At 63.6% G+C, this 26,890-nt stretch carries 30 protein-coding genes; 17 read left to right on the forward strand and 13 right to left on the reverse strand.

Going from position 1 to position 26,890, the window contains the following annotated elements; genetic code table 11:
- Positions 1–333: 333 nt before the first annotated feature.
- The 3 genes from L1O02_RS22775 to L1O02_RS22785 all read left to right on the forward strand — a co-directional run bounded on the left by L1O02_RS22775 (position 334) and on the right by L1O02_RS22785 (position 2,131).
- Positions 334–690, forward strand: coding sequence for a hypothetical protein (locus tag L1O02_RS22775; protein ID WP_235758745.1), 357 nt, complete (start codon positions 334–336; stop codon positions 688–690).
- 274 nt (positions 691–964) lie between these two features.
- Positions 965–1,102 carry a hypothetical protein gene (locus tag L1O02_RS22780; protein ID WP_016964425.1) on the forward strand — a complete coding sequence of 46 codons (138 nt, stop codon included), beginning with the start codon at positions 965–967 and terminating at the stop codon, positions 1,100–1,102.
- 63 nt (positions 1,103–1,165) lie between these two features.
- The gene (locus tag L1O02_RS22785; RefSeq protein ID WP_235758747.1) at positions 1,166–2,131 is read left to right on the forward strand and encodes a leucyl aminopeptidase; all 966 of its coding nucleotides are present in this window, start codon (positions 1,166–1,168) and stop codon (positions 2,129–2,131) included.
- A 162-nt stretch (positions 2,132–2,293) separates the two neighbouring features.
- Here the strand turns inward: L1O02_RS22785 and rluB are convergent, their stop codons facing one another.
- From rluB to L1O02_RS22810, 5 genes are all read right to left on the reverse strand, one after another.
- A complete protein-coding gene (gene rluB / locus L1O02_RS22790) occupies positions 2,294–3,475 on the reverse strand; it encodes a 23S rRNA pseudouridine(2605) synthase RluB (RefSeq protein WP_235758749.1) in 1,182 nt (393 codons plus the stop codon).
- A 242-nt stretch (positions 3,476–3,717) separates the two neighbouring features.
- Positions 3,718–4,725, reverse strand: coding sequence for an SMC-Scp complex subunit ScpB (gene scpB / locus L1O02_RS22795; RefSeq protein ID WP_060838106.1), 1,008 nt, complete (start codon positions 4,723–4,725; stop codon positions 3,718–3,720).
- Between the two features lie 12 nt (positions 4,726–4,737).
- Complete coding sequence (locus L1O02_RS22800; RefSeq protein WP_173655933.1) at positions 4,738–5,436, reverse strand: ScpA family protein; 699 nt, start codon at positions 5,434–5,436, stop codon at positions 4,738–4,740.
- Between the two features lie 120 nt (positions 5,437–5,556).
- On the reverse strand, positions 5,557–6,186 hold the full coding sequence (locus L1O02_RS22805) for an L-threonylcarbamoyladenylate synthase (RefSeq protein WP_060841894.1): 630 nt from the start codon (positions 6,184–6,186) through the stop codon (positions 5,557–5,559).
- A 13-nt stretch (positions 6,187–6,199) separates the two neighbouring features.
- Positions 6,200–7,060, reverse strand: coding sequence for a PHP domain-containing protein (locus L1O02_RS22810; protein WP_016965852.1), 861 nt, complete (start codon positions 7,058–7,060; stop codon positions 6,200–6,202).
- 87 nt (positions 7,061–7,147) lie between these two features.
- On the opposite strand from L1O02_RS22810, the gene L1O02_RS22815 reads away from it, so the two are divergent.
- The 6 genes from L1O02_RS22815 (at position 7,148) to L1O02_RS22840 (ending at position 11,234) form a co-directional block, all read left to right on the forward strand.
- Positions 7,148–7,744, forward strand: a complete 597-nt coding sequence (locus tag L1O02_RS22815) for a septation protein A (RefSeq protein ID WP_108544757.1) — start codon at positions 7,148–7,150, stop codon at positions 7,742–7,744.
- Between the two features lies 1 nt (position 7,745).
- Positions 7,746–8,045, forward strand: coding sequence for a YciI family protein (locus L1O02_RS22820; protein ID WP_060838104.1), 300 nt, complete (start codon positions 7,746–7,748; stop codon positions 8,043–8,045).
- A 110-nt stretch (positions 8,046–8,155) separates the two neighbouring features.
- A complete protein-coding gene (locus tag L1O02_RS22825; protein ID WP_016965849.1) occupies positions 8,156–8,566 on the forward strand; it encodes a translation initiation factor 2 in 411 nt (136 codons plus the stop codon).
- Positions 8,567–8,573: 7 nt separating this feature from the next.
- Positions 8,574–9,251 carry a response regulator transcription factor gene (locus L1O02_RS22830; protein ID WP_016965848.1) on the forward strand — a complete coding sequence of 226 codons (678 nt, stop codon included), beginning with the start codon at positions 8,574–8,576 and terminating at the stop codon, positions 9,249–9,251.
- Between the two features lie 138 nt (positions 9,252–9,389).
- Entirely contained in the window at positions 9,390–9,827 is a 438-nt protein-coding gene (locus L1O02_RS22835; protein WP_235758751.1) for an LTXXQ domain protein, read from the forward strand.
- Between the two features lie 66 nt (positions 9,828–9,893).
- Positions 9,894–11,234, forward strand: coding sequence for a HAMP domain-containing sensor histidine kinase (locus L1O02_RS22840; protein WP_060842793.1), 1,341 nt, complete (start codon positions 9,894–9,896; stop codon positions 11,232–11,234).
- Between the two features lie 82 nt (positions 11,235–11,316).
- On the opposite strand, the gene L1O02_RS22845 is transcribed toward L1O02_RS22840, so the two are convergent.
- Positions 11,317–11,883 carry a nitroreductase family protein gene (locus L1O02_RS22845; protein ID WP_060838102.1) on the reverse strand — a complete coding sequence of 189 codons (567 nt, stop codon included), beginning with the start codon at positions 11,881–11,883 and terminating at the stop codon, positions 11,317–11,319.
- Positions 11,884–12,005: 122 nt separating this feature from the next.
- On the opposite strand from L1O02_RS22845, the gene L1O02_RS22850 reads away from it, so the two are divergent.
- Positions 12,006–13,460, forward strand: a complete 1,455-nt coding sequence (locus tag L1O02_RS22850) for a TrkH family potassium uptake protein (protein WP_016962638.1) — start codon at positions 12,006–12,008, stop codon at positions 13,458–13,460.
- On the opposite strand, the gene L1O02_RS22855 is transcribed toward L1O02_RS22850, so the two are convergent.
- Positions 13,417–14,478 (reverse strand): AraC family transcriptional regulator, encoded by a 1,062-nt coding sequence (locus tag L1O02_RS22855; RefSeq protein WP_060838101.1) that lies wholly within the window; start codon positions 14,476–14,478, stop codon positions 13,417–13,419. The two genes, L1O02_RS22850 and L1O02_RS22855, sit on opposite strands and share 44 nt — an antisense overlap.
- 159 nt (positions 14,479–14,637) lie before the next feature.
- Between L1O02_RS22855 and L1O02_RS22860 the strand changes: the two genes are divergently transcribed.
- Both L1O02_RS22860 and L1O02_RS22865 read left to right on the forward strand, forming a co-directional pair.
- Entirely contained in the window at positions 14,638–14,949 is a 312-nt protein-coding gene (locus L1O02_RS22860; protein ID WP_060838100.1) for a DUF962 domain-containing protein, read from the forward strand.
- A 95-nt stretch (positions 14,950–15,044) separates the two neighbouring features.
- A complete protein-coding gene (locus L1O02_RS22865) occupies positions 15,045–15,635 on the forward strand; it encodes an HD domain-containing protein (RefSeq protein ID WP_060838099.1) in 591 nt (196 codons plus the stop codon).
- Positions 15,636–15,654: 19 nt separating this feature from the next.
- Here L1O02_RS22865 and L1O02_RS22870 read toward each other — a convergent pair whose 3' ends face one another.
- Entirely contained in the window at positions 15,655–16,476 is an 822-nt protein-coding gene (locus L1O02_RS22870) for a UDP-2,3-diacylglucosamine diphosphatase (RefSeq protein WP_060838098.1), read from the reverse strand.
- 132 nt (positions 16,477–16,608) lie between these two features.
- On the opposite strand from L1O02_RS22870, the gene L1O02_RS22875 reads away from it, so the two are divergent.
- Both L1O02_RS22875 and L1O02_RS22880 read left to right on the forward strand, forming a co-directional pair.
- On the forward strand, positions 16,609–17,418 hold the full coding sequence (locus tag L1O02_RS22875; RefSeq protein ID WP_060842789.1) for an AraC family transcriptional regulator: 810 nt from the start codon (positions 16,609–16,611) through the stop codon (positions 17,416–17,418).
- 51 nt (positions 17,419–17,469) lie between these two features.
- A complete protein-coding gene (locus tag L1O02_RS22880) occupies positions 17,470–18,363 on the forward strand; it encodes a DMT family transporter (RefSeq protein ID WP_108544755.1) in 894 nt (297 codons plus the stop codon).
- On the opposite strand, the gene L1O02_RS22885 is transcribed toward L1O02_RS22880, so the two are convergent.
- Positions 18,357–18,644, reverse strand: coding sequence for a SelT/SelW/SelH family protein (locus L1O02_RS22885; protein WP_060838095.1), 288 nt, complete (start codon positions 18,642–18,644; stop codon positions 18,357–18,359). The two genes, L1O02_RS22880 and L1O02_RS22885, sit on opposite strands and share 7 nt — an antisense overlap.
- A gap of 71 nt (positions 18,645–18,715) precedes the next feature.
- Between L1O02_RS22885 and L1O02_RS22890 the strand changes: the two genes are divergently transcribed.
- Positions 18,716–20,905 carry a patatin-like phospholipase family protein gene (locus L1O02_RS22890; RefSeq protein WP_108544754.1) on the forward strand — a complete coding sequence of 730 codons (2,190 nt, stop codon included), beginning with the start codon at positions 18,716–18,718 and terminating at the stop codon, positions 20,903–20,905.
- A gap of 97 nt (positions 20,906–21,002) precedes the next feature.
- Here L1O02_RS22890 and L1O02_RS22895 read toward each other — a convergent pair whose 3' ends face one another.
- Complete coding sequence (locus tag L1O02_RS22895) at positions 21,003–21,437, reverse strand: MarR family transcriptional regulator (protein ID WP_016962630.1); 435 nt, start codon at positions 21,435–21,437, stop codon at positions 21,003–21,005.
- 119 nt (positions 21,438–21,556) lie between these two features.
- Positions 21,557–23,683, reverse strand: coding sequence for a DNA helicase RecQ (gene recQ / locus L1O02_RS22900; RefSeq protein WP_060838093.1), 2,127 nt, complete (start codon positions 23,681–23,683; stop codon positions 21,557–21,559).
- A 275-nt stretch (positions 23,684–23,958) separates the two neighbouring features.
- Here recQ and L1O02_RS22905 point away from each other — a divergent pair, with 275 nt between their 5' ends.
- The gene (locus L1O02_RS22905) at positions 23,959–24,546 is read left to right on the forward strand and encodes a YecA family protein (protein ID WP_016962628.1); all 588 of its coding nucleotides are present in this window, start codon (positions 23,959–23,961) and stop codon (positions 24,544–24,546) included.
- 10 nt (positions 24,547–24,556) lie between these two features.
- Positions 24,557–24,949, forward strand: a complete 393-nt coding sequence (locus L1O02_RS22910; RefSeq protein WP_108544753.1) for a YbaN family protein — start codon at positions 24,557–24,559, stop codon at positions 24,947–24,949.
- A gap of 74 nt (positions 24,950–25,023) precedes the next feature.
- On the opposite strand, the gene L1O02_RS22915 is transcribed toward L1O02_RS22910, so the two are convergent.
- On the reverse strand, positions 25,024–25,629 hold the full coding sequence (locus tag L1O02_RS22915) for a DTW domain-containing protein (protein ID WP_108544752.1): 606 nt from the start codon (positions 25,627–25,629) through the stop codon (positions 25,024–25,026).
- A gap of 9 nt (positions 25,630–25,638) precedes the next feature.
- The gene (locus L1O02_RS22920) at positions 25,639–26,532 is read right to left on the reverse strand and encodes a LysR family transcriptional regulator (protein ID WP_060838090.1); all 894 of its coding nucleotides are present in this window, start codon (positions 26,530–26,532) and stop codon (positions 25,639–25,641) included.
- Positions 26,533–26,890: the final 358 nt, after the last annotated feature.

The following is a 26,890-nucleotide window of genomic DNA, read 5'->3' on the forward strand; positions in this document are numbered from 1 at the left end:
GCGGCGCGGAGCAAACCCCAGCGCAGGCACCCGAAATTCAGCGTTTTTCTAACGGTCATGCGTCACCTGTTTGTTTTTATCTGTGACGAAATCGAACCCACCACGCTCGTGACGCGGCGGAGTGAACAAGGTGGATAACCTTGAGTTTATTGGCCCGGCAGCGCGGCTCCCAGCGCCCTCGGGGCAGGCTGAAACGCGCGACGCAGACGCAAAATGCGCGGGTACGCAGTTGGGTCACAGTTAAAACGCCGCGCATTGTACACCCCTGACCCCCTGCCGCCAGACACCGCTGTATCAGCGTGCCGGTAACCGGGATCTTGCGGGGCCTGCTCGATGCTCGACATCGGCGGCGGAACATTGGACGGACCGCGTGGGGTCGTCGATGAAGGTGCGATGACCATCGCCCTTCGAAGGGTGTCGGTGAAAGTCGGTTACGGCGTTCATTGCGCCTCCTTCTTGTTATGCACCTGTACGCAGGCAGGTGTGCATCTCACCCGCCTTGGCGCTCCGGAACAAGCGGGCCAGAGCCTCGGCAAGCAGATGGCTCACGGTCCGCCGGCAGCTTTTCCTTACAGCGCCACGACCCGTGCCGTTTCAGGGCGCAACACGCAACATTTCGTCATTTTTTCTTTACAGCGCGTAACGTTAACTTGCCAAGACAGATCATCCGTCCCGGCGACTGCAAATTGACGCGCCGACCGCGGCGCCGCCGGGAGTGCTTTAGCTTTTTGTTTTCAGGCGATAAATAGCTCGCACAAAAATAGAAAATGAAGTTCAGTAGAAAATAATCTAAATATTTTTTTGCACTTCAAAATGCCCTGAACTAGGTTTCCAGCCACTTGCCGGATGCCTCGTCCGACAGGTACGAGGAGCGGCTGCGCAGCCTGTGCAAGCATCTCGTTCACCGCTGTTGATCCGCTCTGCCAATGGACTGCTATGCGCTATGTCATCTAGGAGAGTCACCATGCAAACACTGGAACAAGACCTGGAAACCGAACTGCAACTGGACGAGTGGTTCGAAGCGGCCACTCATGATGCAGCCGTGGAAATGATGCAGGCCGACGCCGTGGTGCCGTTCGGCACGGCGATGTGGCCAATGTAAGGCGCCCGGACCGGAGCAGGCCTTGCGCCTGCCCCGGTCACCTTTGTCCTCCAGGGAGGTTTTATGGACCAGACCCGCGCCATCCGCCATTTCCTGTACTACCTCGAACGCCACCCGGCCCTGAGCAACGCCCGACCGCAGAAAGTGGTGCTCGGCCACACCGCCGACTACCAGGCCATGGTCAGTGCCATCCTCGAACAGGCGCGCCAGGCCACGCCGCTGACGCTCAGCGCCCTGTGCCTGGACCTGGAGCCGGCCGAACGCCTGGCCCGGGCGATCATCGACTGCGACCTGTACATTTTTTTCTACGACTCCTCGACCCTGGCCCAGCCCCGCCCCGATGGTCCGGAGTTCCTCCGCCCGCTGCACGGACTGATGGCCGAGCACTGGAAGAAGTCGCTGCTGTTCAAGGATTACGGCGAGTACTTCTACGACACCTTCAGCGTCGAGCCGCAGCGTATCGCCGACCTCAATGCCACCTTGATCCGCCGCCTGTCCCAGGCTTCGACCCTGAGCTTCAGCGACCCCCAGGGCTCATATTTCGAGACACCCCTGAGCAACGTGAAGAAATGGACCGACATCAACGGCGTCGGCAACTACGACCTGGCACCCGGGGAAATCGCCACCCACAGCGAGGCCATCAACGGTCATGTGAAGTTTCTCGGCACCTTCCTCGGCACCATCCCCTTCGCCCGTAAATACGGGGTACTGCAAGCACCGCTGGAGCTGTGGATCGAGAACTCCAGCATCACCAGGGTCGCCACCGAGGTACCCGGGCTGGCCAACGACTTCAACAAATACCTGGATGCCAACCCGTCCAACCGGCGCATCGAGGAGCTGGGCATCGGCACCAACGAAGGCATCAGGTCCCTCTACGGGCGCAATTCCGGCTTCGAGGAGCGCCACTGCGGCCTGCACCTGGGGCTGGGAGGCGGCGCCAAGGGCAGCCACCACCTGGATCTGATCTTCAGCTCAGGGGTGCTGGCGGTGGACAACAAGCCGGTGTTCGACGGCCAGTTCGCCTTCTAGCGCAGCCGCAGGCTGGTGGGTAGACGCTGGCTTTTCAGCGAAGACGATCATGCCCCAGGCCCAGGACTTGAGAGCCTGTTCGCCGGCAAGCCGGCGCCCACCAAGCACCGGGCAAAAAAAACGCCAACCCGAGGGTTGGCGTTGTTGTCGGCTGGCCGACGCTTACTCCGGCTTGCGACGACCGAAGCCGGGACGCTGGCCGGCACCGGCCGGGGCGCCACGACGCTTGCCGGACGGCGCGTCCTTGTCCAGCACCGGGCTTGGACGCTTGGACTTCGGTGCCGGTTTGGCCGGACGCTTGGTGTCCGCCGGACGCTCGGCTACCGGCGTGCCCCGACCGCTGGCCGGACGTGGCGCGCGCTCACCATCCTGACGGGCCGCCGGCTTGCGCCCTGGGCGCTCGCCTTCGATCTGCGGCTCGCGGGAAGCACGCGGGCTGGCCGGTGCGCCGGTGGCCGGACGCAGGGTGCGCACGCGCTCGCTCTTGCCCACCGGACGCGAGGATTTGCGCTGCATGCGCTCCAGCTTGTCCTTGGACTTGGCGTTGAGCTGCGGCAGGGCCACCGGGGTCAGGCCGACTTCGGCACTGAGCACGTCGACTTCGTACTGGCTCATTTCGCGCCAGCGGCCCATGGGCAGGTCGGAGTTGAGGAACACCGGACCGAAGCGCACGCGCTTCAGGCGGCTGACCACCAGGCCCTGGGATTCCCACAGGCGGCGCACTTCACGGTTGCGACCTTCCATCACCACGCAGTGGTACCAGTGGTTGAAACCTTCGCCACCGGGCGCCTGCTGGATGTCGGTGAACTTGGCCGGGCCGTCTTCGAGCATGACCCCGGCCTTGAGGCGCTCGATCATCTCGTCGTCGACTTCACCACGCACGCGCACCGCGTACTCGCGGTCCATCTCGTAGGACGGGTGCATCAGGCGGTTGGCCAGCTCACCGTCGGTGGTGAACATCAGCAAGCCGGTGGTGTTGATGTCCAGGCGGCCGATGTTGATCCAGCGGCCTTCCCGCGGACGCGGCAGCTTGTCGAACACGGTCGGACGGCCTTCCGGGTCGTCACGGGTGCAGATTTCGCCGTCGGGCTTGTTGTACATGATCACGCGGCGCACCGATTCGGCGGCCTCTTCGCGCTTGATCACCTTGCCATCGATGGAAATGGCGTCATGCAGGTCGACGCGCAGGCCCAGGGTGGCCTCTTTGCCGTTGACCTTGATCCGGCCCTGGCTGATCCAGGCCTCGACGTCGCGGCGCGAGCCGACGCCGATGCGGGCGAGGACTTTCTGCAGTTTCTCGCCGGCTGGACGGATTTCCTGGTCGTTCTGATCGGTATCGCTCATCTGGGCACCTCCCGGTGTAGCGCTTCAGGCTAGAGCGGCCTGAAGACGTGAAAACAGGTTCTGTGGCGAAGGGATCGCCAAAGGGTCGCGAATCATACGCTCATGGCGGCGATTGCGCATCACAGACTAGTTGATAAGTCGCCGCCCGGGCTTTTTTCCGCCAACCGGTGACCGGCATCGCCGTGGGAGCCGGCTGGCCGGCACGTCATGCGCCGCACCGACTGATGCCTTCGCCGGCAAGGTCAGTCGTCCAGCAGACGGCGTTCGTTCTCGATGGCTTCGGCCAGGGCCAGGGCTTCGGCTTCTTCTTCGCTCAATTGCGGTGGCGAAGGCTCCAGCGCGGCCACGGCGGCCAGCAATTTGGCCCGGGCCTCGGCGACACCCAGCACATCGTCCTCGGCTGCACCCTGCGGCTCTGCTTCGGGCTCGACCGCAAACTCATGGGAGTCATCCAAGTCGTCACCAGGGATGTCAGGCTCGGCTTGCACCTCCGGGTGATCGAACAGCGGCTCCGAGTTCCCAGGCTCAACCGCGCCATCGCGATGCAGGTCGTCGAAGTCGGTCTTGATCCCCTCCTCCATGGAGTCCAGCTCCAGCAACAGGGTATGGAAGCTGGTTTCTTCCTTGGGCTCCTCCTGCTCCGCGCTGGCGTCGGCCAGTTGCTGCAAGTGCTCGGGCACGGGGGCGTCATCGAACTCCAGCACTGGCTCGGCTTCAATCTCCCGCAGTTCGGCCAACGGCGGCAGGTCGTCGAGGTTCTTCAGGTTGAAATGGTCGAGAAAGGCCTTGGTGGTGGCGAACATCGCCGGTTTGCCCGGCACATCACGGTAGCCCACCACCCGAATCCACTCGCGCTCCAGCAGGGTCTTGACGATGTTGCTGTTGACCGCCACGCCGCGCACATCTTCGATCTCGCCCCGGGTAATCGGCTGGCGGTAAGCGATCAGGGCCATGGTCTCCAGCAGGGCACGGGAGTAGCGCTGCGGGCGCTCCTCCCACAGGCGGCCGACCCAGGGCGCGAACTTTTCGCGGATCTGCAAGCGATAGCCAGAAGCCACTTCCTTGAGCTCGAACGCCCGCCCCTCGCAGGATTTGCCCAGCAGGGCCAGGGCCTTCTTGAAGACGGCCGGGTCCGGCCGCTCGGCTTCTTCGAAGAGCTCGAACAGGCGTTCCAGGGACTGGGGTTTTCCCGAGGCCAACAGAAAGGCTTCGAGCAGGGAGGCCAGCTCGCGGGGTTCATTCAGGTTCATGATTTAAGCTCGTTATTCGGCTCGCGCCCGTACGTGGATGGCCGCAAAGGGCTCATTCTGCACCAGCTCGACCAGGGATTCCTTGACCAGTTCGAGGATCGCCATGAAGGTCACCACCACCCCCAGGCGCCCTTCCTCGGCGGTGAACAGCTCGACAAAGGGCACGAAACCGCCGCCCTTGAGCCGCTCCAGCACATCGCTCATGCGCTCGCGGGTAGACAGGGCCTCGCGGCTGACCTGGTGGCTTTCGAACATGTCGCCACGGCGCAGCACCTCGGCCATGGACATCAGCAACTCTTCCAGGGCCACATCCGGCAGCAGCTTGCGCACCCGAGCCTCGGGCGCATCAAGCTTGGGCACCACCACGTCGCGGCCAACCCGGCTCAGGCCGTCGATGCCTTCAGCGGCGGCCTTGAAGCGCTCGTATTCCTGCAGGCGGCGGATCAGCTCGGCCCGCGGGTCGTCCTCTTCTTCCTCGACCTCGGCGGAACGCGGCAAAAGCATTCGCGATTTGATCTCGGCCAGCATCGCCGCCATCACCAGGTACTCGGCGGCCAGCTCCAGGCGCACCGACTGCATCAGTTCCACATAGCCCATGTACTGGCGGGTGATTTCCGCCACCGGGATGTCGAGGATATTGATGTTCTGCTTGCGGATCAGGTACAGCAGCAAGTCCAGCGGGCCTTCGAAGGCTTCGAGGAAGACCTCCAGGGCATCCGGGGGGATGTACAGGTCCAGGGGCATTTCCATGACCGCCTGGCCATAGACCATGGCGAATGGCAGCTCCTGTTGGGCACCGGCCTGCTCGTCGACGGTTTCTACTGCGGACATCTAGGCCTCGGCCATGAACGGCGCAGGGTCGCCACAACCGACGCGGATCACTTCCGGCTCGCCATCGGCCAGGCTGATCACTGTGGACGACTCGGTGCTGCCGAAGCCGCCGTCGATGATCAGGTCCACCTGATGCTCCAGCAACTGGCGCATCTCATAGGGATCGCTCAGGGCCTCGGTGTCGCCGGGCATGATCAGGCTGACACTCATCAGCGGTTCGCCCAGCTCGGCCAGCAGCGCCAGGGCAATCGGGTTGCTCGGCACCCGCAGGCCGATGGTGCGGCGCTTGGGGTGCAGCAGCAGGCGCGGCACCTCCCGGGTGGCATTGAGGATAAAGGTATAGGGCCCCGGCACATGGGCCTTGAGCAGGCGGAAGGTGCCAGTGTCGATCTTGGCGAACAGGCCCAACTGCGAAAGGTCGCTGCAGATCAGCGCGAAGTTGTGCTTGTCGTCCAGTTGCCGCAAGCGGCGCACCCGCTCGATCGCCGCCTTGTCGCCCATCTGGCAGGCGATCGCATAGGACGAATCGGTGGGATAGATCACCACGCCACCGCCACGGATGATCTCGACGGCCTGTTTGATCAGGCGCGGCTGGGGGTTTTCCGGGTGGATCTGGAAAAATTGACTCACTGTCTCTACCTGTTCAGGCGGCAATAATTGGCTCATGTTTGAAGCGACACCATAGCGGTGGCAGATCCTCGGGTACCGGGCGGTATTCGCCGATCTCGGACCAGCCTCCTGGACCATGAAAGTCACTGCCGGCGCTGACCAGCAGTCCGAATTCACGAGCAAGAATAGCCAAACTGCCCACTTGCTCCGCAGGTTGATGGCCATTGACCACTTCGATTGCATGACCACCGGCTTGAATATAGTCGGCAATCAGACGGCGACGCTTGCTGCGGGTGAAATCGTAGTGCCAAGGATGGGCCAGGCTGACCCAGGCACCGGCCTCGCGCAGGGTGCCGACCGTTTCCTCCAGGGTGGGCCAGTGCAGCTTGACGTCACCCAGCTTTCCCGCCCCCAGCCACTTGCGGAAGGCTTCGGCGCGGTCCTTGACGAAGCCGGCACGCACCAGGTAGTCGGCAAAGTGCGGCCGCGCCGGGGCGTTGCCGCTGTCTCCCAGCTCCTGCTGGATGGCCCGGGCGCCTTCCAAAGCGCCCGGCATGCCCTTGAGAGCCAGCTTGCGGCTGATTTCCTCGGAACGCAGCCAGCGCCCTGCGTGAAGTTTCTCGATGGCTGTCACCAGGGCCGGGGCCCGGGTATCGAATCCGTAGCCCAGCACATGAATAGTGGCGCCGCCCCAGGTGCAGGACAGTTCGACGCCATTGACCAGTTGCATGCCCAGTTGCGCCGCTGCCTGACGGGCCTCGTCCAGCCCTTCGAGGGTGTCGTGATCGGTCAGGGACAGGATTCGCACGCCTCTCTCGTACGCACGCGCAACCAGAACCGCAGGCGCCAGGGCGCCGTCGGAGGCCGTGCTATGGCAGTGCAAATCGACATTCACAGGATGTTAAAACCTCAAGTCAGCTGGCGCTTTCGCGACCAAGGATGTTTGTTATTATGCCGCCACATCCTGCTTCTGGCTGCCACTGTGAAACAATTCATCGACTTCATCCCGCTGTTCCTGTTTTTCATCGTCTATAAAATCGATCCCCGGGTCGTCGACCTGGCCGGGCACGAAGTCACCGTGGGCGGCATCTACAGCGCCACGGCGGTGCTGATCATCAGTTCCCTGGTGGTGTACGGCGCACTGTTCATTTCCCAGCGCAAACTGGAAAAGAGCCAATGGCTGACCCTGGTCGCCTGCCTGGTCTTCGGCAGCCTGACCCTGGCCTTCCACAGCGAAACCTTCCTCAAGTGGAAAGCCCCGGTGGTCAACTGGCTGTTCGCCCTGGCCTTCATCGGCAGCCATTTCGTCGGCGACCGCCTGCTGATCAAGCGCATCATGGGCCACGCCTTGACCCTGCCTGATCCGGTGTGGACCCGCCTGAACATCGCCTGGATCGCGTTCTTCCTGTTCTGCGGCGCCGCCAACCTGTTCGTCGCCTTCACTTTCCAGAGCATCTGGGTCGACTTCAAAGTCTTCGGCAGCCTGGGCATGACCGTACTATTCCTGGTGGGCCAGGGCATCTACCTGTCGCGCCACCTGCATGACGCCGATCCCACTACCCCGAAAACCGAGGACTGACATGCTTTACGCAATCATTGCCACAGACGTCGCCAACTCCCTGGAAAAACGCCTGGCCGCACGCCCGGCGCACCTGGAGCGACTGCAAGTACTCAATGAGCAAGGGCGTGTGGTGCTGGCCGGCCCGCACCCGGCGATCGACAGCAACGACCCCGGCGCTGCCGGCTTCACCGGCAGCCTGATCGTGGCCGAGTTCGAGTCCCTGGAAGCCGCCCAGGCCTGGGCCGAGGCCGACCCCTTCGTCACTGCCGGCGTCTACGCCAACGTGCTGGTCAAGCCGTTCAGGCAATCGATGCCGTAAATCCTCCCCGACGCGATGAACCTTCAGGGTCCATCGCGTTCTCAATCGCTCATTATTCTCGTTTGACGGCCGACAACCTGCCCAACACTCGATTGGAATCAGGAGTTTCGATGCGCCAAGGTCCGCTGTGTCTGCTGTTGGTCATGTTGTCGATCGGGGCTCCGGCCCTTGCCGAGGAAACCCAGGAAACCGGCCATTCGACGCCGCTGTCCCTGAGCGCCGGCAGTCAGATCACCGAGTTGCAGCAACGCTTGAAAGAAAGCGAGCGCCTGCGAGAAGAGCTGAGCAAACAATTGCAAAGCGCCGACGCCGAACGGGAAAGCCCACAACTGGCCCGCTTGCGCCAGGAGAACCAGCGCCTCAAGCTGCAGCTCAAAGAGGCCCAGGCCAACCCGGTGCCGCGACTGCTGACCGATCAGCAGCAATGGTTCGTCACTGGCGGCGGCGTGGCCCTCATCGCCCTGCTCTGCGGTATCTTCGCCAGTGGCGGGCATCGCAAGCGTCGACAATGGCTAAATTGAGTGATTCATGAGCGACCTGTTACTGATTGATGATGACCAGGAGCTGTGCGAGCTCCTGAGCAGTTGGCTCGGCCAGGAAGGCTTTCAAGTACGTGCCTGCCACGATGGCTTGAGCGCACGCCGGGCCCTGGCCGAAGCGGCCCCGGCAGCCGTGGTGCTGGACGTCATGCTGCCCGACGGCAGCGGCCTGGAACTGCTCAAGCAACTGCGCAACGACCACCCCGACCTGCCGGTGCTGATGCTTTCGGCCCGCGGCGAGCCCCTGGACCGCATCCTCGGCCTGGAACTGGGCGCCGACGACTACCTGGCCAAGCCTTGCGACCCTCGCGAACTCACTGCCCGCCTGCGCGCCGTCCTGCGCCGCAGCCACCCGGTGGCGGCTTCCAGCCAGCTGGAGCTGGGCGACTTATGCTTCAGCCCGATTCGCGGCGTGGCCACCATTGACGAGCAGGACATCAGTCTCACGGTTTCCGAAAGTCGCCTGCTGGAGGCCCTGCTCAAGCAACCTGGCGAGCCGCTGGACAAGCAGGAACTGGCGCAGATCGCGCTGGGCCGCAAGCTGACCCTGTACGACCGCAGCCTGGACATGCACGTCAGCAATCTGCGCAAGAAGATCGGCCCCCACCCAGATGGTCGCCCGCGCATCGTTGCCCTGCGCAGCCGCGGCTACTACTACAGCCTGTAACCGCGTCCCGACGCCATTGTCAGGACGCCGACCCGGCGTCTTTACCCAAGCTTTACCCTCCACTGACCGCCGCTGACCTTGATCTGGGTAACCTGAACTCATCCGGAACTTACCGGGAATGAGACAAGGAGACACACCATGCGCAAGACCCTGATCGCTCTGTTGTTCGCCGCCGCCCTGCCAACCGTGGCCATGGCCATGCCTGAGGGCAACGGCCCGATGGGGCCGATGGACGGTCCACGGCACAGCGAGCACATGCGCGGCAAAGGCCCCTTCGGTCAACTGGACCTGAGCCGTGAGCAACGCCAACAGATCGGCAAGCTGATGGGCGAGCAAATGCACGACCGCAAGGCCGTCGTGGAAAAATACCTGGAGAAACTCTCGCCGGCCGACCAGAAAGCCATGAAAGACGAACTGGCCGCCAAACAGCAGAAAACCCAGGCTGACATCCGCGCCCTGCTCAAGCCCGAGCAGCAGAAAGAATTCGACGCCATCGTGAAGAAACAAGAGGAACGTCGCGCCGAATGGACCGAGTTCAAGGCCTGGAAAGCGCAACAACCGCAAAAAGCGCAATAATGCGTTAGCGTCCATCCCCCAGCCCAGTGGCCTGCGCCACTGGGCTTTCGCGTTCGAGGAGTCTCTGTGCGTTCATTGTTCTGGCGCATCCTGGCCAGTTTCTGGCTGGCCATCACCCTGGTTGCCGGGTTGTCGATCCTGCTCGGGCACATGCTCAACCAGGACGCCTGGATCCTCAGTCGCCATCCGGGGCTCAACAGCCTCACCGCGGAGTGGACGCAAACCTACGAAACCCAGGGCGAAGACGCCGCCCAGGACATCCTCCAGCAGCGCAAGCGCCAGTACCACATCGATGTCCAGGTCCTCAATGAGAGCGGCGACCCGGTGGTACGCGGGACTTTCCCGCGCCGCGCCGCCGCCTTCGAGGCCCGGCAGAACAACGACGACCGCCACCTGCCCTGGCGCCGCCTGACCGCGGAATACACCAGCCCGACCACCGGCGATACCTATCTGTTCATCTACCGCATCCCCCATCCGGAGCTGGATGCCTGGCACCGCGACAGCCTGACCTGGCCCCTCAGCGCCCTGGCCATTGCCCTGGTGGTGCTGACCCTGTTCAGCCTGCTGGTAACCCTGTCCATCACCCGTCCGCTGAGCCGCCTGCGCGGCGCCGTACACGATCTGGGCCAGGCCAGCTATCAGCAGAACAGCCTGGCGCGCCTGGCCAATCGGCGCGACGAGTTCGGCGTGCTGGCCCGGGACTTCAACCGCATGGGCTCGCGTCTGCAAAGCCTGATTGGCAGCCAGCGTCAGTTGCTGCGGGATGTGTCCCACGAACTGCGCTCCCCCCTGGCACGGCTGCGCATTGCCCTGGCCCTGGCCGAGCGTGCCGCCCCCGAAGAGCGGGAGCGGCTGTGGCCCCGACTGACTCGGGAATGCGATCGCCTGGAGGCGCTGATCAGCGAGATCCTGGTGCTGGCCCGGGTCGACGCGGACAACGCCAGCGCCGAGGACGTGGACCTCAATGCCTTGCTGCTGGCCCTGCAAAAAGACGCGCAACTGGCCTGCCCGGAGCAACAGGTGCAGATCGACGCCCAACCGCAGCTGAGCCTGCGAGGCTGGCCGACCATGCTGGAGCGGGCGGTGGACAACCTGCTGCGCAATGCCCAGCGCTTCAACCCCGCCGGGCAACCGATCGAGGTCCAGGCCCTGCGCCAGGGCGACAGGATCCTGATCAGCGTGCGCGACCACGGGCCCGGGGTGGGCGCCGAACACCTGAAACAGTTGGGTGAGCCGTTCTTCCGCGCACCAGGGCAAAGCGCACCCGGCCATGGCCTGGGCCTGGCCATTGCTCGCCGGGCGGCGGAGCGTCACGGCGGCAGTCTGTTACTGGACAATCACTCCCAGGGCGGCTTCATCGCCACCCTGGAGTTGCCCCTGATGCCCGGCGCGCCAGCCCCCGCCTGAAACCAGCGCGGGCAAGCCGCTACCGCCAGGTCCGGCGGTAACAGGCTTGCCCGCGATGCAACACAGCGACCGCTGGTGTCGATCAGGCCTTGGCGCTCCAGGCGCTGACAAACTCGCTGGTATCGACTTTTGGTGCGACCCGAGGCTCGTTCAGCGGCGTCCCCAGGTACAGGAAGGCAATGATCTCTTCCCCCTCCGTCAGGCCCAGCCCCTTGGCCACGTGCGGCGAATAGGACAACTCGCCGGTGCGCCACACGGCGCCAATGCCCTGGGCATAGGCCGCCAGCAGGATACCGTGGGCTGCACAGCCCGCCGCCAGCAATTGCTCGGACTTGGGCACCTTGAAATGCTCCTGCAGCCGCGCCACGACCACTACCACCAGCGGTGCACGCAGCGGCATGGCCCGGGCCTTGTCCAGCGCGGCCTGAGTCACTTCGCCGCCTTGCAGCTGTACGGCTTCAACCAGCAGTTCGCCCAACTGATCACGGGCTTGGCCTTCGACGGTGAGGAACCGCCAGGGGCGCAATTGCCCGTGGTCCGGCGCGCGCAAGGCGGCGGCGAACAGTGCTTCGCGCTGCGCGGCGCTGGGCGCAGGCTCCACCAGGCGCGGCACGGAAACACGGTTGAGCAAAGCGTCGAGAGCCTCCATCGGCCACCTCCTGAAAAAAATGTCCGGCCATTCTAACGGCATCCGCCGCCGGGGTGCCGGTTTACATGCCCTGCCCCGCAGGTAGAATGAGCGCCCTTCACCTACCAGCCCGAGCGCAATACATGGCGTTGCCGACTTTAAGAATCATTGGCTTCATCATCGGCATCTTCCTCATCACCCTGGCCATCGCCATGGTGGTACCGATGGCGACACTGGTGATCTTCGAACGCACCGGCGACCTGCCGTCCTTCCTCTGGGCCAGCATGATCACCTTTATCGCCGGGCTGGCCCTGGTGATTCCCGGTCGCCCCGAGCACATCCACCTGCGCCCGCGAGACATGTACCTGCTGACGGTTTCCAGCTGGGTGGTGGTGTGTATCTTTGCCGCCCTGCCGTTCCTGCTGACCCAGCACATCAGCTACACCGATTCGTTCTTCGAAAGCATGTCCGGCATCACCGCCACTGGCGCCACGGTGCTCAGCGGCCTGGACAGCATGTCCCCGGGCATCCTGATCTGGCGCTCGATGCTGCACTGGCTGGGGGGCATCGGCTTTATCGGCATGGCGGTGGCGATCCTGCCGCTGCTGCGCATTGGCGGCATGCGCCTGTTCCAGACCGAGTCCTCGGACCGCTCGGAAAAGGTCATGCCGCGCTCGCACATGGTGGCGCGCCTGATCGTCGCCACCTATGTCGGTATCACCATCTTCGGCAGCCTGGCGTTCTGGTGGGCCGGCATGAACGTGTTCGACGCCATCAACCACGCCATGTCGGCAATCTCCACCGGCGGTTTCTCCACCTCCGACGACTCCCTGGCCCACTGGCAGCAACCGGCAGTGCACTGGGTGGCGGTGGTGGTGATGATCCTCGGCAGCCTGCCCTTCGCCCTCTATGTGGCGACCCTGCGCGGCAACCGCAAGGCGTTGATCAAGGATCAGCAGGTCCAGGGCCTGCTCGGCATGCTCCTGGTGACCTGGCTGGTGCTGGGCACCTGGTACTGGTGGACCACCGACCTGCACTGGCTGGACGCCCTGCGTCACGTGGCGCTGAACGTGACCTCAGTGGTCACCACCACCGGGTTCGCCTTGGGCGACTACAGCCTGTGGGGCAATTTCTCACTGATGCTGTTCTTTTATCTGGGGTTCGTCGGCGGCTGTTCAGGCTCCACGGCCGGAGGGATCAAGATCTTCCGCTTCCAGGTGGCCTACATCCTGCTCAAGGCCAACCTCAATCAGTTGATCCACCCCCGGGCGGTGATCAAGCAGAAGTACAACGGCCACCGCCTGGACGAGGAAATCGTCCGTTCGATCCTGACCTTCTCGTTCTTCTTCGCCATCACCATCTGCATGATTGCCCTGGCCCTGTCGCTCCTGGGCCTGGACTGGATGACCGCCCTGACCGGCGCCGCCAGCACCGTGTCCGGCGTGGGCCCGGGCCTGGGCGAAACCATCGGCCCGGCGGGCAACTTCTCGACCCTGCCGGATGCCGCCAAGTGGATCCTGTCCCTGGGCATGCTCCTGGGCCGACTGGAGATCATCACGGTGTTCGTGTTGTGTATTCCGGCGTTCTGGCGTCATTGACCGACGCCGGCAGCGCCAGCAAGCGTGCCCGATACTCACCCGGCGTGGTATCGAACCAGCGGCGAAACGCCCGGAAGAAATTGCTCGGATCGGCGAACCCCAACAGGTAGGCAATCTCCAGCAAGGTCATGCGCGGCTGCGCCAGATACTGCTCGGCCAACTCTCGCCGGGTGTCGTCCAGCAGGGTCTGGAAGCTGGTGCCCTCCTCCTGCAGACGACGCTGCAACGTGCGCTGCGACAGGTGCAGGGTCTGCGCCACCACCTCGCGCTTGGGCTCGCCCTGGGGCAACAGGCGGCACAGCACCTGCCGCGCCTTGTGGGTCACCCGGCTTTCAGAAAAGCGCGCCAGGTACTCGCCGGCAAAACGATCGTGCAGCAAGGCCATCGCCTCGTTGGCCGTGGGCAGTGGCGCCTCCATGTCGGCGCGTTCGAAGATCAGTGCATCAAAGGGCGCGGAGAACGCCAGCGGGGCATGGAACATCTCCTTGTAAGGCTGCAGGTCCTCGGGCTGCTCGCCTTGCAGCAGTACCTTGCGTGGCTGCAGGGCCCGTCCGGTCAACCAGCTGCACAGGGCCAGTGCGCAGGCCAGCGAGGCCTCGGCACTTTGCCGGGTGGGCGGCAGATGGTCGCCATGTACCGTCAGGATCAGCGCATAACCCTCGGGTAAAAGACGAAAGCTCAGGTCGGCGCTTTCGGCAATGATGCGCTGATAGCGCACCAGACGCTGAAAGCCTTCGACCAGGGTACGACTCGACATCAAGGCGTAACCGGCCACATGAAAGGATGCCGGACGCACCACCTTGCCCATGTTCAGGCCGATCGCCGGGTTGCCGGACAACTCGACGGCACGCTGCCAGAGCCGGGTCATCGAATCCTGGGGGAAGCGCGCGTCGGGGTCTTCGAGAGCGCCGTAGTCGAGCCCCAACTGCTCGAACAAAGCGCGGCAGTCCAGGCCATCCATCTCCAGAGCCTTGACTATTCCCAAGGCCCAGCTTGCAGAAGTCGTTCGTTCGCTCATGAGGGCTTCTTACATGACAAGCCGCATGCTACGGCCAATTGCCCAAGGATACTAAAGTGGCGCCTATTGTCACTGGCCAGCGCAACCAGGGACTCTAGACTCACATAAGCTCCCGCAGAACATCCGCCCGCACAACAACAAACAACCGAGATCGCGGCCATGGAAAACATCCGACAGTTCAGCAGCTTCGCCGAGTTCTACCCCTATTACCTGAGCGAGCACAGCGACAGCACCTGCCGTCGCCTGCACTTTATCGGCACCAGCCTGGTGATCTTCCTCCTGGCCTTGGCCATCGGCAAAGGGGCCTGGCTGCTGTTGCTGGCGCTACCGCTGGCCGGCTACGGCTTTGCCTGGGTCGGGCATTTCTTCTTCGAAAAAAATCGTCCGGCCACCTTTCAGCACCCGCTGTACAGCCTGCTGGGCGACTTCGTCATGTACCGCGACATGATCCTCGGCAAGGTGCCGTTCTAGCGCCGACCGGCCATCCGTCCTCGCCACCCCGCGACCATGGCTATGACCATGGCCGGGCTCGGGCCCGACTTCCCCTGACAACAAGAGGCCGAACGATGAAGGCTCACGCACGCTTCACCCACATGCAGGATGGCACCCAAGAGGACTGGGCGATCATCGCTGCGGATTTCAGCACCTACGCCAGGCAACTGCCCGCCCGCATCCTGACCCACTTGCGACTGCTGGAAGGCGACTTCGGCGGTTTCCCGGTGGACCGTCTGACTCATTCACTGCAGACCGCCAGCCGCGCCTGGCATGACGGGCGCGACGAGGAGTACGTGGTCTGCGCCCTGCTGCATGACATCGGCGACACCCTGGGTTCCTACAATCATCCGGATATCGCCGCCGCCATCCTCAAGCCCTTCGTCAGCCCGGAGAACCTGTGGATGGTGGAAAAGCACGGAATCTTCCAGGGCTACTACTTCTTCCACCACCTGGGCATGGACCGCCATCTGCGCGAGCAATTTCGCGAGCATCCGCTGTACCAGCGCACTGCCGAATTCTGCGCCAAGTACGATGCCGCGGCGTTCGACCCCACCTACGCCAGCCTGCCCCTGAGCTTCTTCGAACCCATGCTGCAACGGCTGTTCGCCCAGCCACGGCAGTCGCTGTACCAGGCGGCCATGGAACAGCCCCGCGCCGACTGAAGCCCGATGGTTCTCCGGCTCAGGCTGGCTCCGCCATTTTCGTGAGCGAGGCCTTGAGCTGGGCTTCCCGGGCTTGGGCGTCGGCCAGGCGATAGAGTTCGATGCTGCCGTCCCAATGCTCGATCAGGGCGGTGCAGGACTCGACCCAATCACCGCAATTGAGGTAGTCCACCTCGCCGACCTTGCGGATCTCGGCATGGTGGATGTGGCCACAGACCACCCCGTGCAGCTCGCGCTTGACGCACTCGTGGGCAATGGCCTCCTCGAAGTCACTGATAAAGCTCACCGCGGTCTTGACCTTGTGCTTGAGGTAGGCCGACAGCGACCAGTAACCGTAGCCATAACGCGCCCGCCAGTGATTGAGCCAGCGGTTGAGGGTCAGGGTGAACTCGTAGGCCGAGTCGCCGAGAAAGGCCAGCCAACGGTGATAGCGGGTGATGACGTCGAACTGGTCGCCGTGAATCACCAGCAGATGGCGACCGTCCGCCGTGACATGCACGGCTTCGTCCACCAGTTGGATGTTGCCCAGAATCAGCTTGGAGTAACGGCGCAGGAACTCATCGTGATTGCCGGTGACGTAGATCACCTCGGTGCCGCGCTTGCTCATGGTCAGCAAGCGGCGGATCACATTGGTATGGGCCTGGGGCCAGTACATGCCACCGCGCAGCTTCCAGCCGTCGATAATGTCCCCCACCAGGTAGATGCGATCGGCCTGGTAGCCCTTGAGAAACTGCGCCAGGTGCTCCGCCTGGCAATCCCGGGTCCCCAGGTGCACATCGGAAATCCATAAGGTCCGTACCCGTTGCTTGCGACTGGGCTTGGCGAGTTCGACATGGGTCATGGACGCTCTCCGGGATTTTTTGCGAGCTTGCGCCCCAGCGATTAATAGCCCATGACAAAAATGCGGCAATGCGATGACAGCCCGAACCGCCCGACTGGCGGTGTAGACTGCGCCTCTGCCAAGGAGACCGTGATGGGATCTATCCTCACTCTGCGCCATTACACTCACGACCTGATCGCCCACAGCCACGAGCATGCGCAACTGGTGTTCGGGCTGCGTGGCCAGCTCGATTTCGAAGTCGAAGGCCGGGGCAGTCAGGTGCAGCAACAGAGCTTCGTGGTGGTACCGGCCGGCGCCCGGCATGTATGCGGCAGCCCCAGTGGAAGCCATTGCCTGGTGCTGGACATACCCGGTGAACACTGGGTGCAACAATCTTTGGGCGAACACGCCGAGGCCAGCCGGCGCTTGCTCGACGCGCCCCGACATCGGGTCCTGGAGCCAAGCCAGAGCCGCCTGGTCAACTGGCTGGCGCAGAGCCCGGTGGACGACCCCCTGATTGCCCAGCAAGGCGCAGTCCTACTGCTGGCCAGCCTCAACCACTCGACGCCGCTTCCTCCTGGCGAGCGACGGCTGCCCTACGCCGCCATGCAGGCCCACATAGAGCGCCACGCCGCCCATCCGCTGCAGGTGGCCGATCTGGCACGAATTGCCGGTCTTTCCAGCGCCCACTTGCACACACGGTTCATCGCCGAATGTGGCGAGACGCCCATGGAATACGTGCGACGACGGCGCCTGCACATGGCCCTGGAACTGCTGCGCGGCTCGACCCTGCCGGTCGGCGAGATCGCCAGCCGGGTCGGCTACAACTCACAGAGCGCCTTCGCCGCCGCCATGCTGCGCGAATTCGGTCACTCCCCGCGTCGGCTCCGGCAGGGAGCCCAGGCTAATCCCTCGACAAAAAAACCCAGGATCGCGACAGACGCCGGCACCGACCCTTCTTAAACTGAGCCGCAGCCCTTCAAGGCCATCACCATCTTTTGCTCAAGGATCAAGATGACTCCGCGTACCGCCCTTGGCGCCCTGCATATCGGCGCCCTGATGTTCGGCCTGACCGGCGTGTTCGGCAAACTGGCCGTCGCCTCGCCTGCTGTTATCGTGTTCGGCCGTGCGGCCTTTGCCGTGCTGGCCCTGGCTGGCTTCGCGCGCCTGGCCAGCGCCACGCCCTGGCAGAAACTGGCCGCCACCGATTGGCGGCGCCTGCTGCTCAGCGGCCTGTTGCTGGCCGGACATTGGGTCAGCTTCTTCGTCGCGGTGAAGGTCGCCGGGGTGGCCATCGCGACCCTGGGCTTTGCCAGCTTCCCGGCCTTCACGGTCATTCTCGAGGGGCTGATCTTCCGCGAGCGGATCCGCCTCAACGAGATGCTGCTGGTGAGCCTGGTGAGCATCGGTTTGGTGCTGGTAACCCCGGACTTCGACCTCGCCAGCCAGGCCACCACCGGCCTGCTCTGGGCCGCGGGTTCGGGCCTGCTGTTTGCCCTGCTGTCCTTGAACAACCGCGCCAGCTCCGGACGCATTCCCGCGGTGCAGGCGGCCCTCTGCCAGAACGTGGTGGTCGCCCTGTGCCTGTTGCCGGTGGCGGCCCCCGAGCTTGGCCAGGTGCGGGCCATGGACTGGCTATGGATCAGTCTGCTGGGAATCTTCTGCACCGGTCTTGCCCACAGCCTGTTTGTCGCCAGCCTGGCGGTGATCAAGGCTCGCACCGCGGCGGTGGTTTTCGCCCTGGAACCGATCTACGGGATTACCGTGGCCTGGCTGCTGTTCGGCGAGAATCCGACGTTGCGCATGCTGATGGGAGGCGCCTTGATCATCGTGGCGATCGTGGTGTCGAGCCGACTCTCGACCCGTTCAGACAAGCCAGCCACAACGGCGTCGGCCGGCTCTCACTGAGCCCGATCGTTGTGTCCCAGGTCGCGCTCGGGGTCGATGCAGTCGCGAACCCTTTGCTTGAGCACCTTGGCTTCGGGAAAGCCGCCGTCGGCCTTGCGCTCCCAGATCTGCACGCCATCGCAGCTGATATGAAAGGTTCCCCCGGTAGCGGGCACCAGGGACACCTTGCCCAGGTCGTCGCTGAAGGTGCTCAGCAGCTCCTGGGCCAGCCAGGCCGCCCGCAGCAGCCACTGGCATTGGGTGCAATAGGTGATGATCACTTCGGGTTTACGTTCAGTCATGGTACGGCGGACTCCTGGGTGCAAGGGCGTCGCTATAATAGCCGGCTTTATCGCCCGTCCCGAGATCCACGATGCGCCGCCTGCTGTCCTGCCTGTTGCTCTGCCTGCTGCCCCTGATCGCTCAATCCAGTGAAGCACCGCGACCGAAAATCGGCCTGGTGCTTTCGGGGGGCGCGGCCCGCGGCCTGGCCCATGTTGGCGTGCTCAAGGCCCTGGAAGAGCAAGGCATCCGCATCGACGCGATCGCCGGCACCAGCATGGGCGCAGTGATCGGTGGCCTCTACGCTTCGGGCTACAAGATCGACGAGCTGGAGAAACTGGCCCTGAACATTGACTGGAAACAGGCCCTGTCCGATGCCCCGCCCCGGGAAGACGTGCCCTTTCGGCGCAAGCAGGACGATCGGGACTTTCTGGTCAAGCAGAAGCTCAGCTTCCGTGACGACGGCAGCCTCGGCCTGCCCCTGGGGGTGATCCAGGGCCAGAACCTGGCGTTGTTGCTGGAAAGCAAACTGGCCCACGCCAGTGACACCCGGGACTTCGACAAGCTGCCGATCCCCTTCCGGGCCGTGGCCACTGACATCGCCAGCGGCGAAAAGGTGGTGTTCCGCAAAGGCCACCTGCCCCAGGTAATCCGCGCCAGCATGTCGATTCCGGCGGTATTCGCCCCGGTGGAACTGGACGGGCGGCTTTTGGTGGACGGCGGCATGACCGACAACATTCCCCTGGATGTGGCCCGGGACATGGGGGTCGACATTGCCATTGTGGTGGACATCGGCACGCCGCTGCGCTCGCGCAAGCAACTCAATACCGTGGTGGATGTGCTCAACCAGTCCATCACCCTGATGACCCGACGCAACTCCGAAGAACAACTGGCGACCCTGCACAAGGACGACGTGCTGATCCAACCTTCGCTGTCGAGCTTCGGCGTCACCGACTTCGGCCGCGCCCAGGAAGTGATCGACGCCGGCTATCGCGCCACCCGCATCCTCGACGCACGCCTGGCTCGCCTGCGCCCCGCCGAGCCGCAGGACGCGCAGTTGACGGCCGCGCGCCAGCCCAGCCAGCGCACGCCCATCATCAGCGCGATCAAGGTGGAGAACGACTCCAAGGTCAGCGATGAAGTCATTCGCTACTACATCCGCCAGCGGATCGGCGAGCCCCTGGACCTGGGCCGCCTGGAGACCGACATGGGCACCTTGTACGGCCTGGATTTCTTCGAGCAGGTGCAGTATCGCGTGACCCACAAGGGCCCGGACAACACCCTGGTGATCAGTGCCCGCGGCAAGCGCAGCGGCACCGACTACCTGCGCCTGGGCCTGAACCTGTCCGATGACATGCGTGGCGACAGCGCCTTCAATATCGGCGCCAGCTACCGCATGAACGGAATCAACAGCCTCGGTGCGGAGTGGCTGACCCGAGTGCAGGTCGGCGACCAGCAGGAAATCTACAGCGAGTTCTACCAGCCACTGGACGCCGGCTCGCGCTACTTCATTGCGCCCTTCATCGCCGCTGAAGCACAGAACGTCGAAGCGGTACTGGACAACGATCCGATCGCCGAATATCGCGTGGAACGCTACGGCCTCGGCCTCAACCTGGGACGACAGATCGGCAACAGCGGCGAAGTCCGCTTCGGTGTCGGCGAAGCCTGGGGCAAGGCCGATGTACGCATCGGCGATCACGACTTGCCCAGCGAGCACTTCAACGAAGGCTACTACCAGTTGCAGTACTCCTTCGATTCGCTGGACAACGTCTACTTCCCTCACTCCGGTGAGGACATCGGACTGACCCTGCGCCAGTTCGAACCAAGCCTGGGCTCGGACAACCGCTACCGTCAGTGGGAGTTCAAGCTGGACAAGGCCTTGAGCAGCGGCCCCAACACCTTCGTCCTGGGCGGACGCTACGGTCGGACCCTGGACAACGCCGAAGTGGTGACTTCCAGCTTCCTCCTCGGTGGCGCCCGGCAGCTGTCGGGCTTCCGCCAGGACGCGTTGTCCGGGCAGAACATCACCCTGGCCAGGGCGGTGTACTTGCGTCGACTGACGCCACGCACCTACTTGCCGCTGGATTTCCCGCTGTACCTGGGAGCTTCGCTGGAGCGTGGCCGGGCGTGGAACAACGACAACGCCTTTGACAGCGGCTATATCAATGCCGCTAGCATCTTCCTCGGGTTCGATACGCCGCTGGGGCCATTGAATTTCAGCTACGGCTTCAACGACGACAACCAGAAGGCCCTGTCGCTGAACCTCGGCCAGACCTTCTGACAGACGCGCAAGTGCCGCACCGGATGGCGCAACCAGCAATATTCAGGGATAGGCGAAAACAGGACAAACCGGGGTCAGGCAACCCCGGCGGAAGGCGTCAGGATTTTTCCAGATTGGCCAGGATGCGCCCATGAACGCGCATGCAGACCCGCAGGTCTTCATCGTCCACGCCAATGAACAATTCATGGCGCAAGGCGGTAGCAATGGTTTCGATCTGTTCGATCAGGGGCCGGGCGGAAGGACAGAGCACGATCTTCTTCGCCCGACGATCTTCCATTACCGCCTGGCGTTGGACCAGGCCCTGGGTTTCCAGGCTGTCCAGCAGACGGGCCAGGGTTGGACCTTCCACGCCAACGCTTTGTGCCAGCTCACGCTGGGTTGGCGCGTCTTCGAAACGGGCCAGGTGCAACAGCACCAGCCAACGGGCCTGGGACAGGCCGAGCCCGGCCAGGCGGCGATCCAGTTCGGCACGCCAGCCGCGAGACATATGCGCCAGCTGCATACCAAAACGGTGTTCATCGGTTAACGGCATAAAACACTCATGATCAGACTGAAAATAAAGAAAACCTAATTATTAGTCAGCTAAGCATGCCCCTTGCCCGGAGGCAAGGCCTGTAAGGGACTGAATCGTTACAACATTGACGCACCCCCTCAAATTTCAAACTCCGACTGCAAGGCCGCACGCACGCAATACAAAACCCCTTCAGGCACGCGTCCGGCAAACAACTCGCTGATCTCGGCCACCGGCGGCAATTCGCCCTCACCGTCGAGGAAAGCATCCTGGATTTCTCCCAGCAGGTCTTCCGGCAGGTCCAGAGCCTGTTCCAGCGACAACTGCTGCTTGCCTATGGCTTCGGCCAGCAAGGTGTAGACATTCTTCTCCGTGCATTGCAGTTGCCCGGCGATCTGCACCGGGGTCATCCCGGCACGGGCCAGGGTGATCAACTCGTGACGGATATCGGCGACCACCTTCGGCGCCTCGACACCGCCGCCCAGCACTTCGAGGAAGGCCGCGCCATAACGCTCCAGCTTGCGCGCGCCGACGCCGCTGACCTCGGCCATCTCCGCCATGGAGCCGGGCTGGCTGCGCAGCATCTCCAGCAAGGTCGAGTCGGGGAAAATCACATAAGGCGGCACCCCATGCTCTTCCGCCAGCTTGCGGCGCAGGGCTCGCAGCGCTTCCCACTGCTCGCGCTCCTCGCCCCGTACCAGCTGGCTGGCCTGACTGGTACTGCTTTTCGGACTGCTCTGCGGCTTGAGATCGCGGCGCAGCTCCAGGGTCACCTCCCCCTTGAGCAAGGGACGACAACTGTCGCTCAGACGCAGGCCGCCGTAACCTTCCAGGTCGATATCCGCCAGCCCGCGCGCCACCAACTGGCGAAACAGGGAGCGCCACTCGCCTTCGCTGCGAGCCTTGCCGACGCCAAACACCGACAGGTGCTGATGACCGAAACTGCGCACTTTTTCCGTGTCCTTGCCCAGCAGCACATCCACCAGGTGACCGACGCCATACCGCTGGCCGGTGCGATAGATCGCCGACAGTGCCTGGCGTGCCGGCTCGGTGGCGTCCCAGGTCTGCACCCCGTCGACACAGTTGTCGCAATGGCCACAAGGCTGGGGCATGTCCTCATCGAAATAGGCCAGCAATGTCTGGCGCCGGCAGCGGGTTTCCTCGCACAGGGCCAACATCGCATCGAGTTTGTGCTGCTCGAGACGCTTGTGGCGCTCGTCGCCCTCGGAGTTCTGCAGCATCTGCTTGAGCATCAGCACGTCCTGCAGCCCGTAGGCCATCCAGGCATCCGCCGGCAGGCCGTCACGGCCGGCGCGACCGGTTTCCTGATAGTAGGCTTCCAGGGACTTGGGCAGATCCATATGAGCGACAAAACGCACGTTGGGCTTGTCGATGCCCATGCCGAAAGCGATGGTGGCCACCATGATCAGGCCCTCCTCGTTGAGGAAGCGCTTCTGGTGATAGGCCCGCAGCTCGTTGGGCAGGCCGGCGTGATACGGCAGCGCGGTAAAGCCCTGCTCACAGAGGAAGGCCGCCACTTCGTCGACCTTCTTGCGCGACAGGCAATAGACGATACCGGCATCGCTGCGCCGCTCGTTGAGGAACGCCTGCAACTGCTTGCGCGGCTGCTCCTTGGGCACGATGCGGTAGAAGATGTTCGGCCGGTCGAAGCTGGAGAGAAAGCGCTCGGCGTTCTGCAGGTGCAGGCGATTGACGATCTCTTCCCGGGTGCGCTTGTCGGCGGTCGCGGTCAGGGCAATGCGCGGCACGTTGGGGAACATTTCCGCCAGTTGCCCCAACTGCAGGTATTCGGGACGGAAGTCGTGGCCCCACTGGGACACGCAGTGGGCTTCGTCGATGGCGAACAGGGCGATGTCGAGGTTCTGCAGGAACGCCAGCATCCGCGGCTGAACCAGGCGCTCAGGAGCCAGGTAGAGCATCTTCACCTCGCCGCGACGAATACGCGCCGCCAGGTCACGCTGCTGCTCGGCACTCAGGGTCGAGTTCAAGGCGGCAGCCGCGACACCGAGTTCCTCAAGGGTGGCCACCTGATCGTCCATCAGCGCGATCAGTGGCGATACCACCACCGCCAATCCTTCGCGAAGCAGGGCCGGGACCTGGAAACACAAGGACTTGCCACCACCGGTGGGCATCAGCACCAAGGCATCGCCGCCACTGGCCACGCGCTCAATGATCGCACCTTGGCGACCACGGAAACTGTCGTAGCCGAAGATGTCCTTGAGGACGCGTTGAGCCTGTTCGAGCATGAAAAACTCCAAAAATCACCGAATTCCCTGGGCGCAGACTGGCCGAAAAACCGGCACGCTTCACCGACAAATGCGTTAGCGGACTTGTCCGCAACTGCGTTCGGGCCTGCAGGGCATCACAAAACGCGGGAGTATACCCGAGCCCCACCTGACAGAGGGCGCGGACAAGGGACCGCTGGTAACCTTTAGAACCGCTCAAATCTGCCCCGTGGCTGGCTTGAGCGCGCAAGAAAGCCTAGAATTCAACATCGTTTATTCCCCAAGGTAGCCCGTCAATGTCCTTCGCTGAGCAACTAACCCGCCTGCAAGTCTTCCTCGACGCAGATGATCTGCACGACGAGGCGCTGGACTACGTGGCCGCTCACGGCTACCTGACCGCGCTGTCGATCTGTTCGGAAAGCGTTCCCGACCGTGAGTGGATCGACGCTCTCTTCGCCGAGGAGCCGCATTACCGCGACGACGCCGAACGCGAAGCCATCGAATCCACGCTGCTGGCCCTCAAGGCGCACATCGCTCGCCAACTGGCCTCCGACGAGGAGTTCGAACTGCCCTGCGAACTCGATCTGGGCGACGACCCGGATGACTCCGACCTGCGCGGCTGGTGCATCGGGTTCATGGAAGGCGTATTCCTGCGTGAAGCGGCCTGGTTCGAAACCGCAGAGGAAGAAGTCAGCGAGATGCTGCTGCCGATCATGGTCGGCTCCGGCCTGTTCGACGAGCAGCCGGAGTTCTCGGACATCGCCACCGATGCCAACCTGATGGACGACATGATCGTGCAGATCCCCGAAGCCCTGACTGCGTTGTACCTGCTGTGCAACGCCCCCGACGAAAAACCCGCGCTGCTCAAGCCTCGTCACCACTGAGTCGGCGCCTATGGCCAAGCCCATAGGCCAACGCCCCCGGGTATTGCGTTACGTTCTGCTGGCCATCGGCTGGCTGAGCGTAGCGCTCGGGGTCATCGGCATCTTCCTTCCGGTACTGCCCACCACCCCTTTCCTGCTGCTGGCGGCGGCCTGTTTCGCCCGCAGTTCGCCACGCTTCTACCAGTGGCTGGTGCAACACCCGCGCCTGGGTCCATGGATATGCAACTACCTGGACGGCAACGGCATACCGCTCAAGGGCAAGGTGTATGCGATCGGCCTGATGTGGCTGAGCATCGGTCTCTCCTGCTACCTGGTGCCGTCAATCTGGGCACGCAGCTTCATGCTGACCAGCGCGGTGCTGGTCAGCATTTACATCCTGCGGCAGAAAACCTTGCGAACCTGAGACGCTAGACGCCCCCTTGAAGTAGCCCGTTTACCGGGGAAAAGCACTGCAGCTTTGTCCCGTTTTCGCCCCTCTTACAGGGAGGAATTGGCGCCATGGTTGCGTTGGTAGGTGTCCTCGCCCATCGCGGCGATCTGCCCTTCGATCAAGGCCTCGAAGGGGCGCAGCAAGGGCTCGAAGGAGGTCGGAGCCTCCAGCACCTGCAACGCCTGGACAATCGCTTCCAGGGTCGACAGCGCACCCGGCCCCGGGGCCTTGCGCAGGCGATAGCGCGAAGGCGTGGCAGCGGCCAGGGTCACTCGCGGCAGGGCCGCCAGCAGCGGATTGAGGTGCAACAGCTTGCGCGCCTTGCGCCAGGTGCCGTCGGGCACCACCAGCAGCAACGGTTCATCCGTCTCGGCGTAGGCCTGCAATGGCTGGGCATCATCCGCCGGGAACAGCAGGCAGGCCCTGTATCCGGGCTGAGCGAGCAGCGCCGGCAAATCCTCGAACACCTCGCCCACCACCAACTCGGCGCTACTCAACCCCAGCGCGGCCAGTCGCGCCGTGTTCAGGGCATGGTTGACCTCGCTGGGGTGCTGCAACAGCAACACCCGGGTGCGACTGGACAACCGCGGGATCAGCGGGCACAGACAGTGGCCCGTAGGGCGCAGGCAACGCTCGCAGCGTGCTCGGGACATGGGAATACCTTATGACTGGTTGAGCTGGGCCTTGAGCAGGTCGCGGAAGGTCTGGATCAGCGGCTCACGGCCCCGGCCACGGCGCATGATCATGGAGAACGGCGCCTGATAACCGAAGGTCGCCGGCAGCAGCACCCGCAGGTCCCCCTTGTCGGCCCAGGCCTGGGCGTAGTGTTCCGGCAGGTAGCCGATGTAGGCACCGGACAGCACCAGGATCAACTGCGCCTCCATGCTCTCCACGGTCGCCGCACTGTGCTTGAAGCCGTGACGGGCCAGCTCGGCCTGGCTCCAGTAGCCGCGGCCCACCATGCGCTGCTGGGTGATGACCTGCTCGGGGATGCGCCGCTCGCTGTACAGCGGATGCCGGTTGCTGCAGTACAGCCAGTGCTGCTCGCGGTACAGCGGCATGTACACCAGGCCGCTCATGCGTGTGGAGAAGGCGCCGATGGCCAGGTCCAGGCGGTTGTCCTGCACCCCCAGTTGCAACTCATGAGGACTCAGCACCGACAGGTGCAGATGCACCGCCGGATGCTCCTGACTGTAGGCGCCGATGGCCTCGGCGAACGGCAGGGCCTTGTCGCTGACGGTGGAGTCGATCACTCCCAGGTTCAGGGTGCCGCGCAACTCGCCCTTGAGGGCCGCCGCGTATTGCTCGAAGCCCTCCAGTTCCCCCAGCAAGCGCAGGGTTTCCTGGTGGAACAGCTCGCCCTTGCTGGTCAGGCTGAAACCGCCCCGGCCGCGGTGACAGAGCACCAGTCCCAGGGAGGCTTCCAGCTGGCTCATGTAGGTGCTGATGGCCGAAGTCGAGAGATTGAGCTCGTGCTGGGCATTGGCGAACCCCTGATGGCGCACCACGCTGACGAAGATGCGCAATAGTTTCAGATCAGGTAAAGCGTTGGCCATGACAGGCTCCGATAACAGGCAAAACGACCACTTCCCTGTAACAAGTGCGCGTGCTCGTGCCGCGCGATGAAGCAGGCCCGATGCCATCCATGCCCACGTTCAATCGCCCCCCGTCACCCGGATAACGCTGCCTGCACCAGCGGACAGGGGCAGGCAGCCACGCTTCGCAGGGCGTTGGCAGCAGCGCGAGAGTCTAGCGCGGCCCTGGCCATTAGTTTAGAAAAATCTGAACTAAGTATTTGTCCGTAGCGATTCTTTCCCCGAACTACATTTCGCAGAATCGGCCCACTCGGTTGATCGGGCGGCACCTGCTGCGCCCTCAACCTCATAAATATAAAACAACGATGAGGCCTATCCC

Origin of the sequence: Pseudomonas sp. BC42 (genome assembly GCF_021560055.1) — a bacterium.
Taxonomy (GTDB): domain Bacteria; phylum Pseudomonadota; class Gammaproteobacteria; order Pseudomonadales; family Pseudomonadaceae; genus Aquipseudomonas.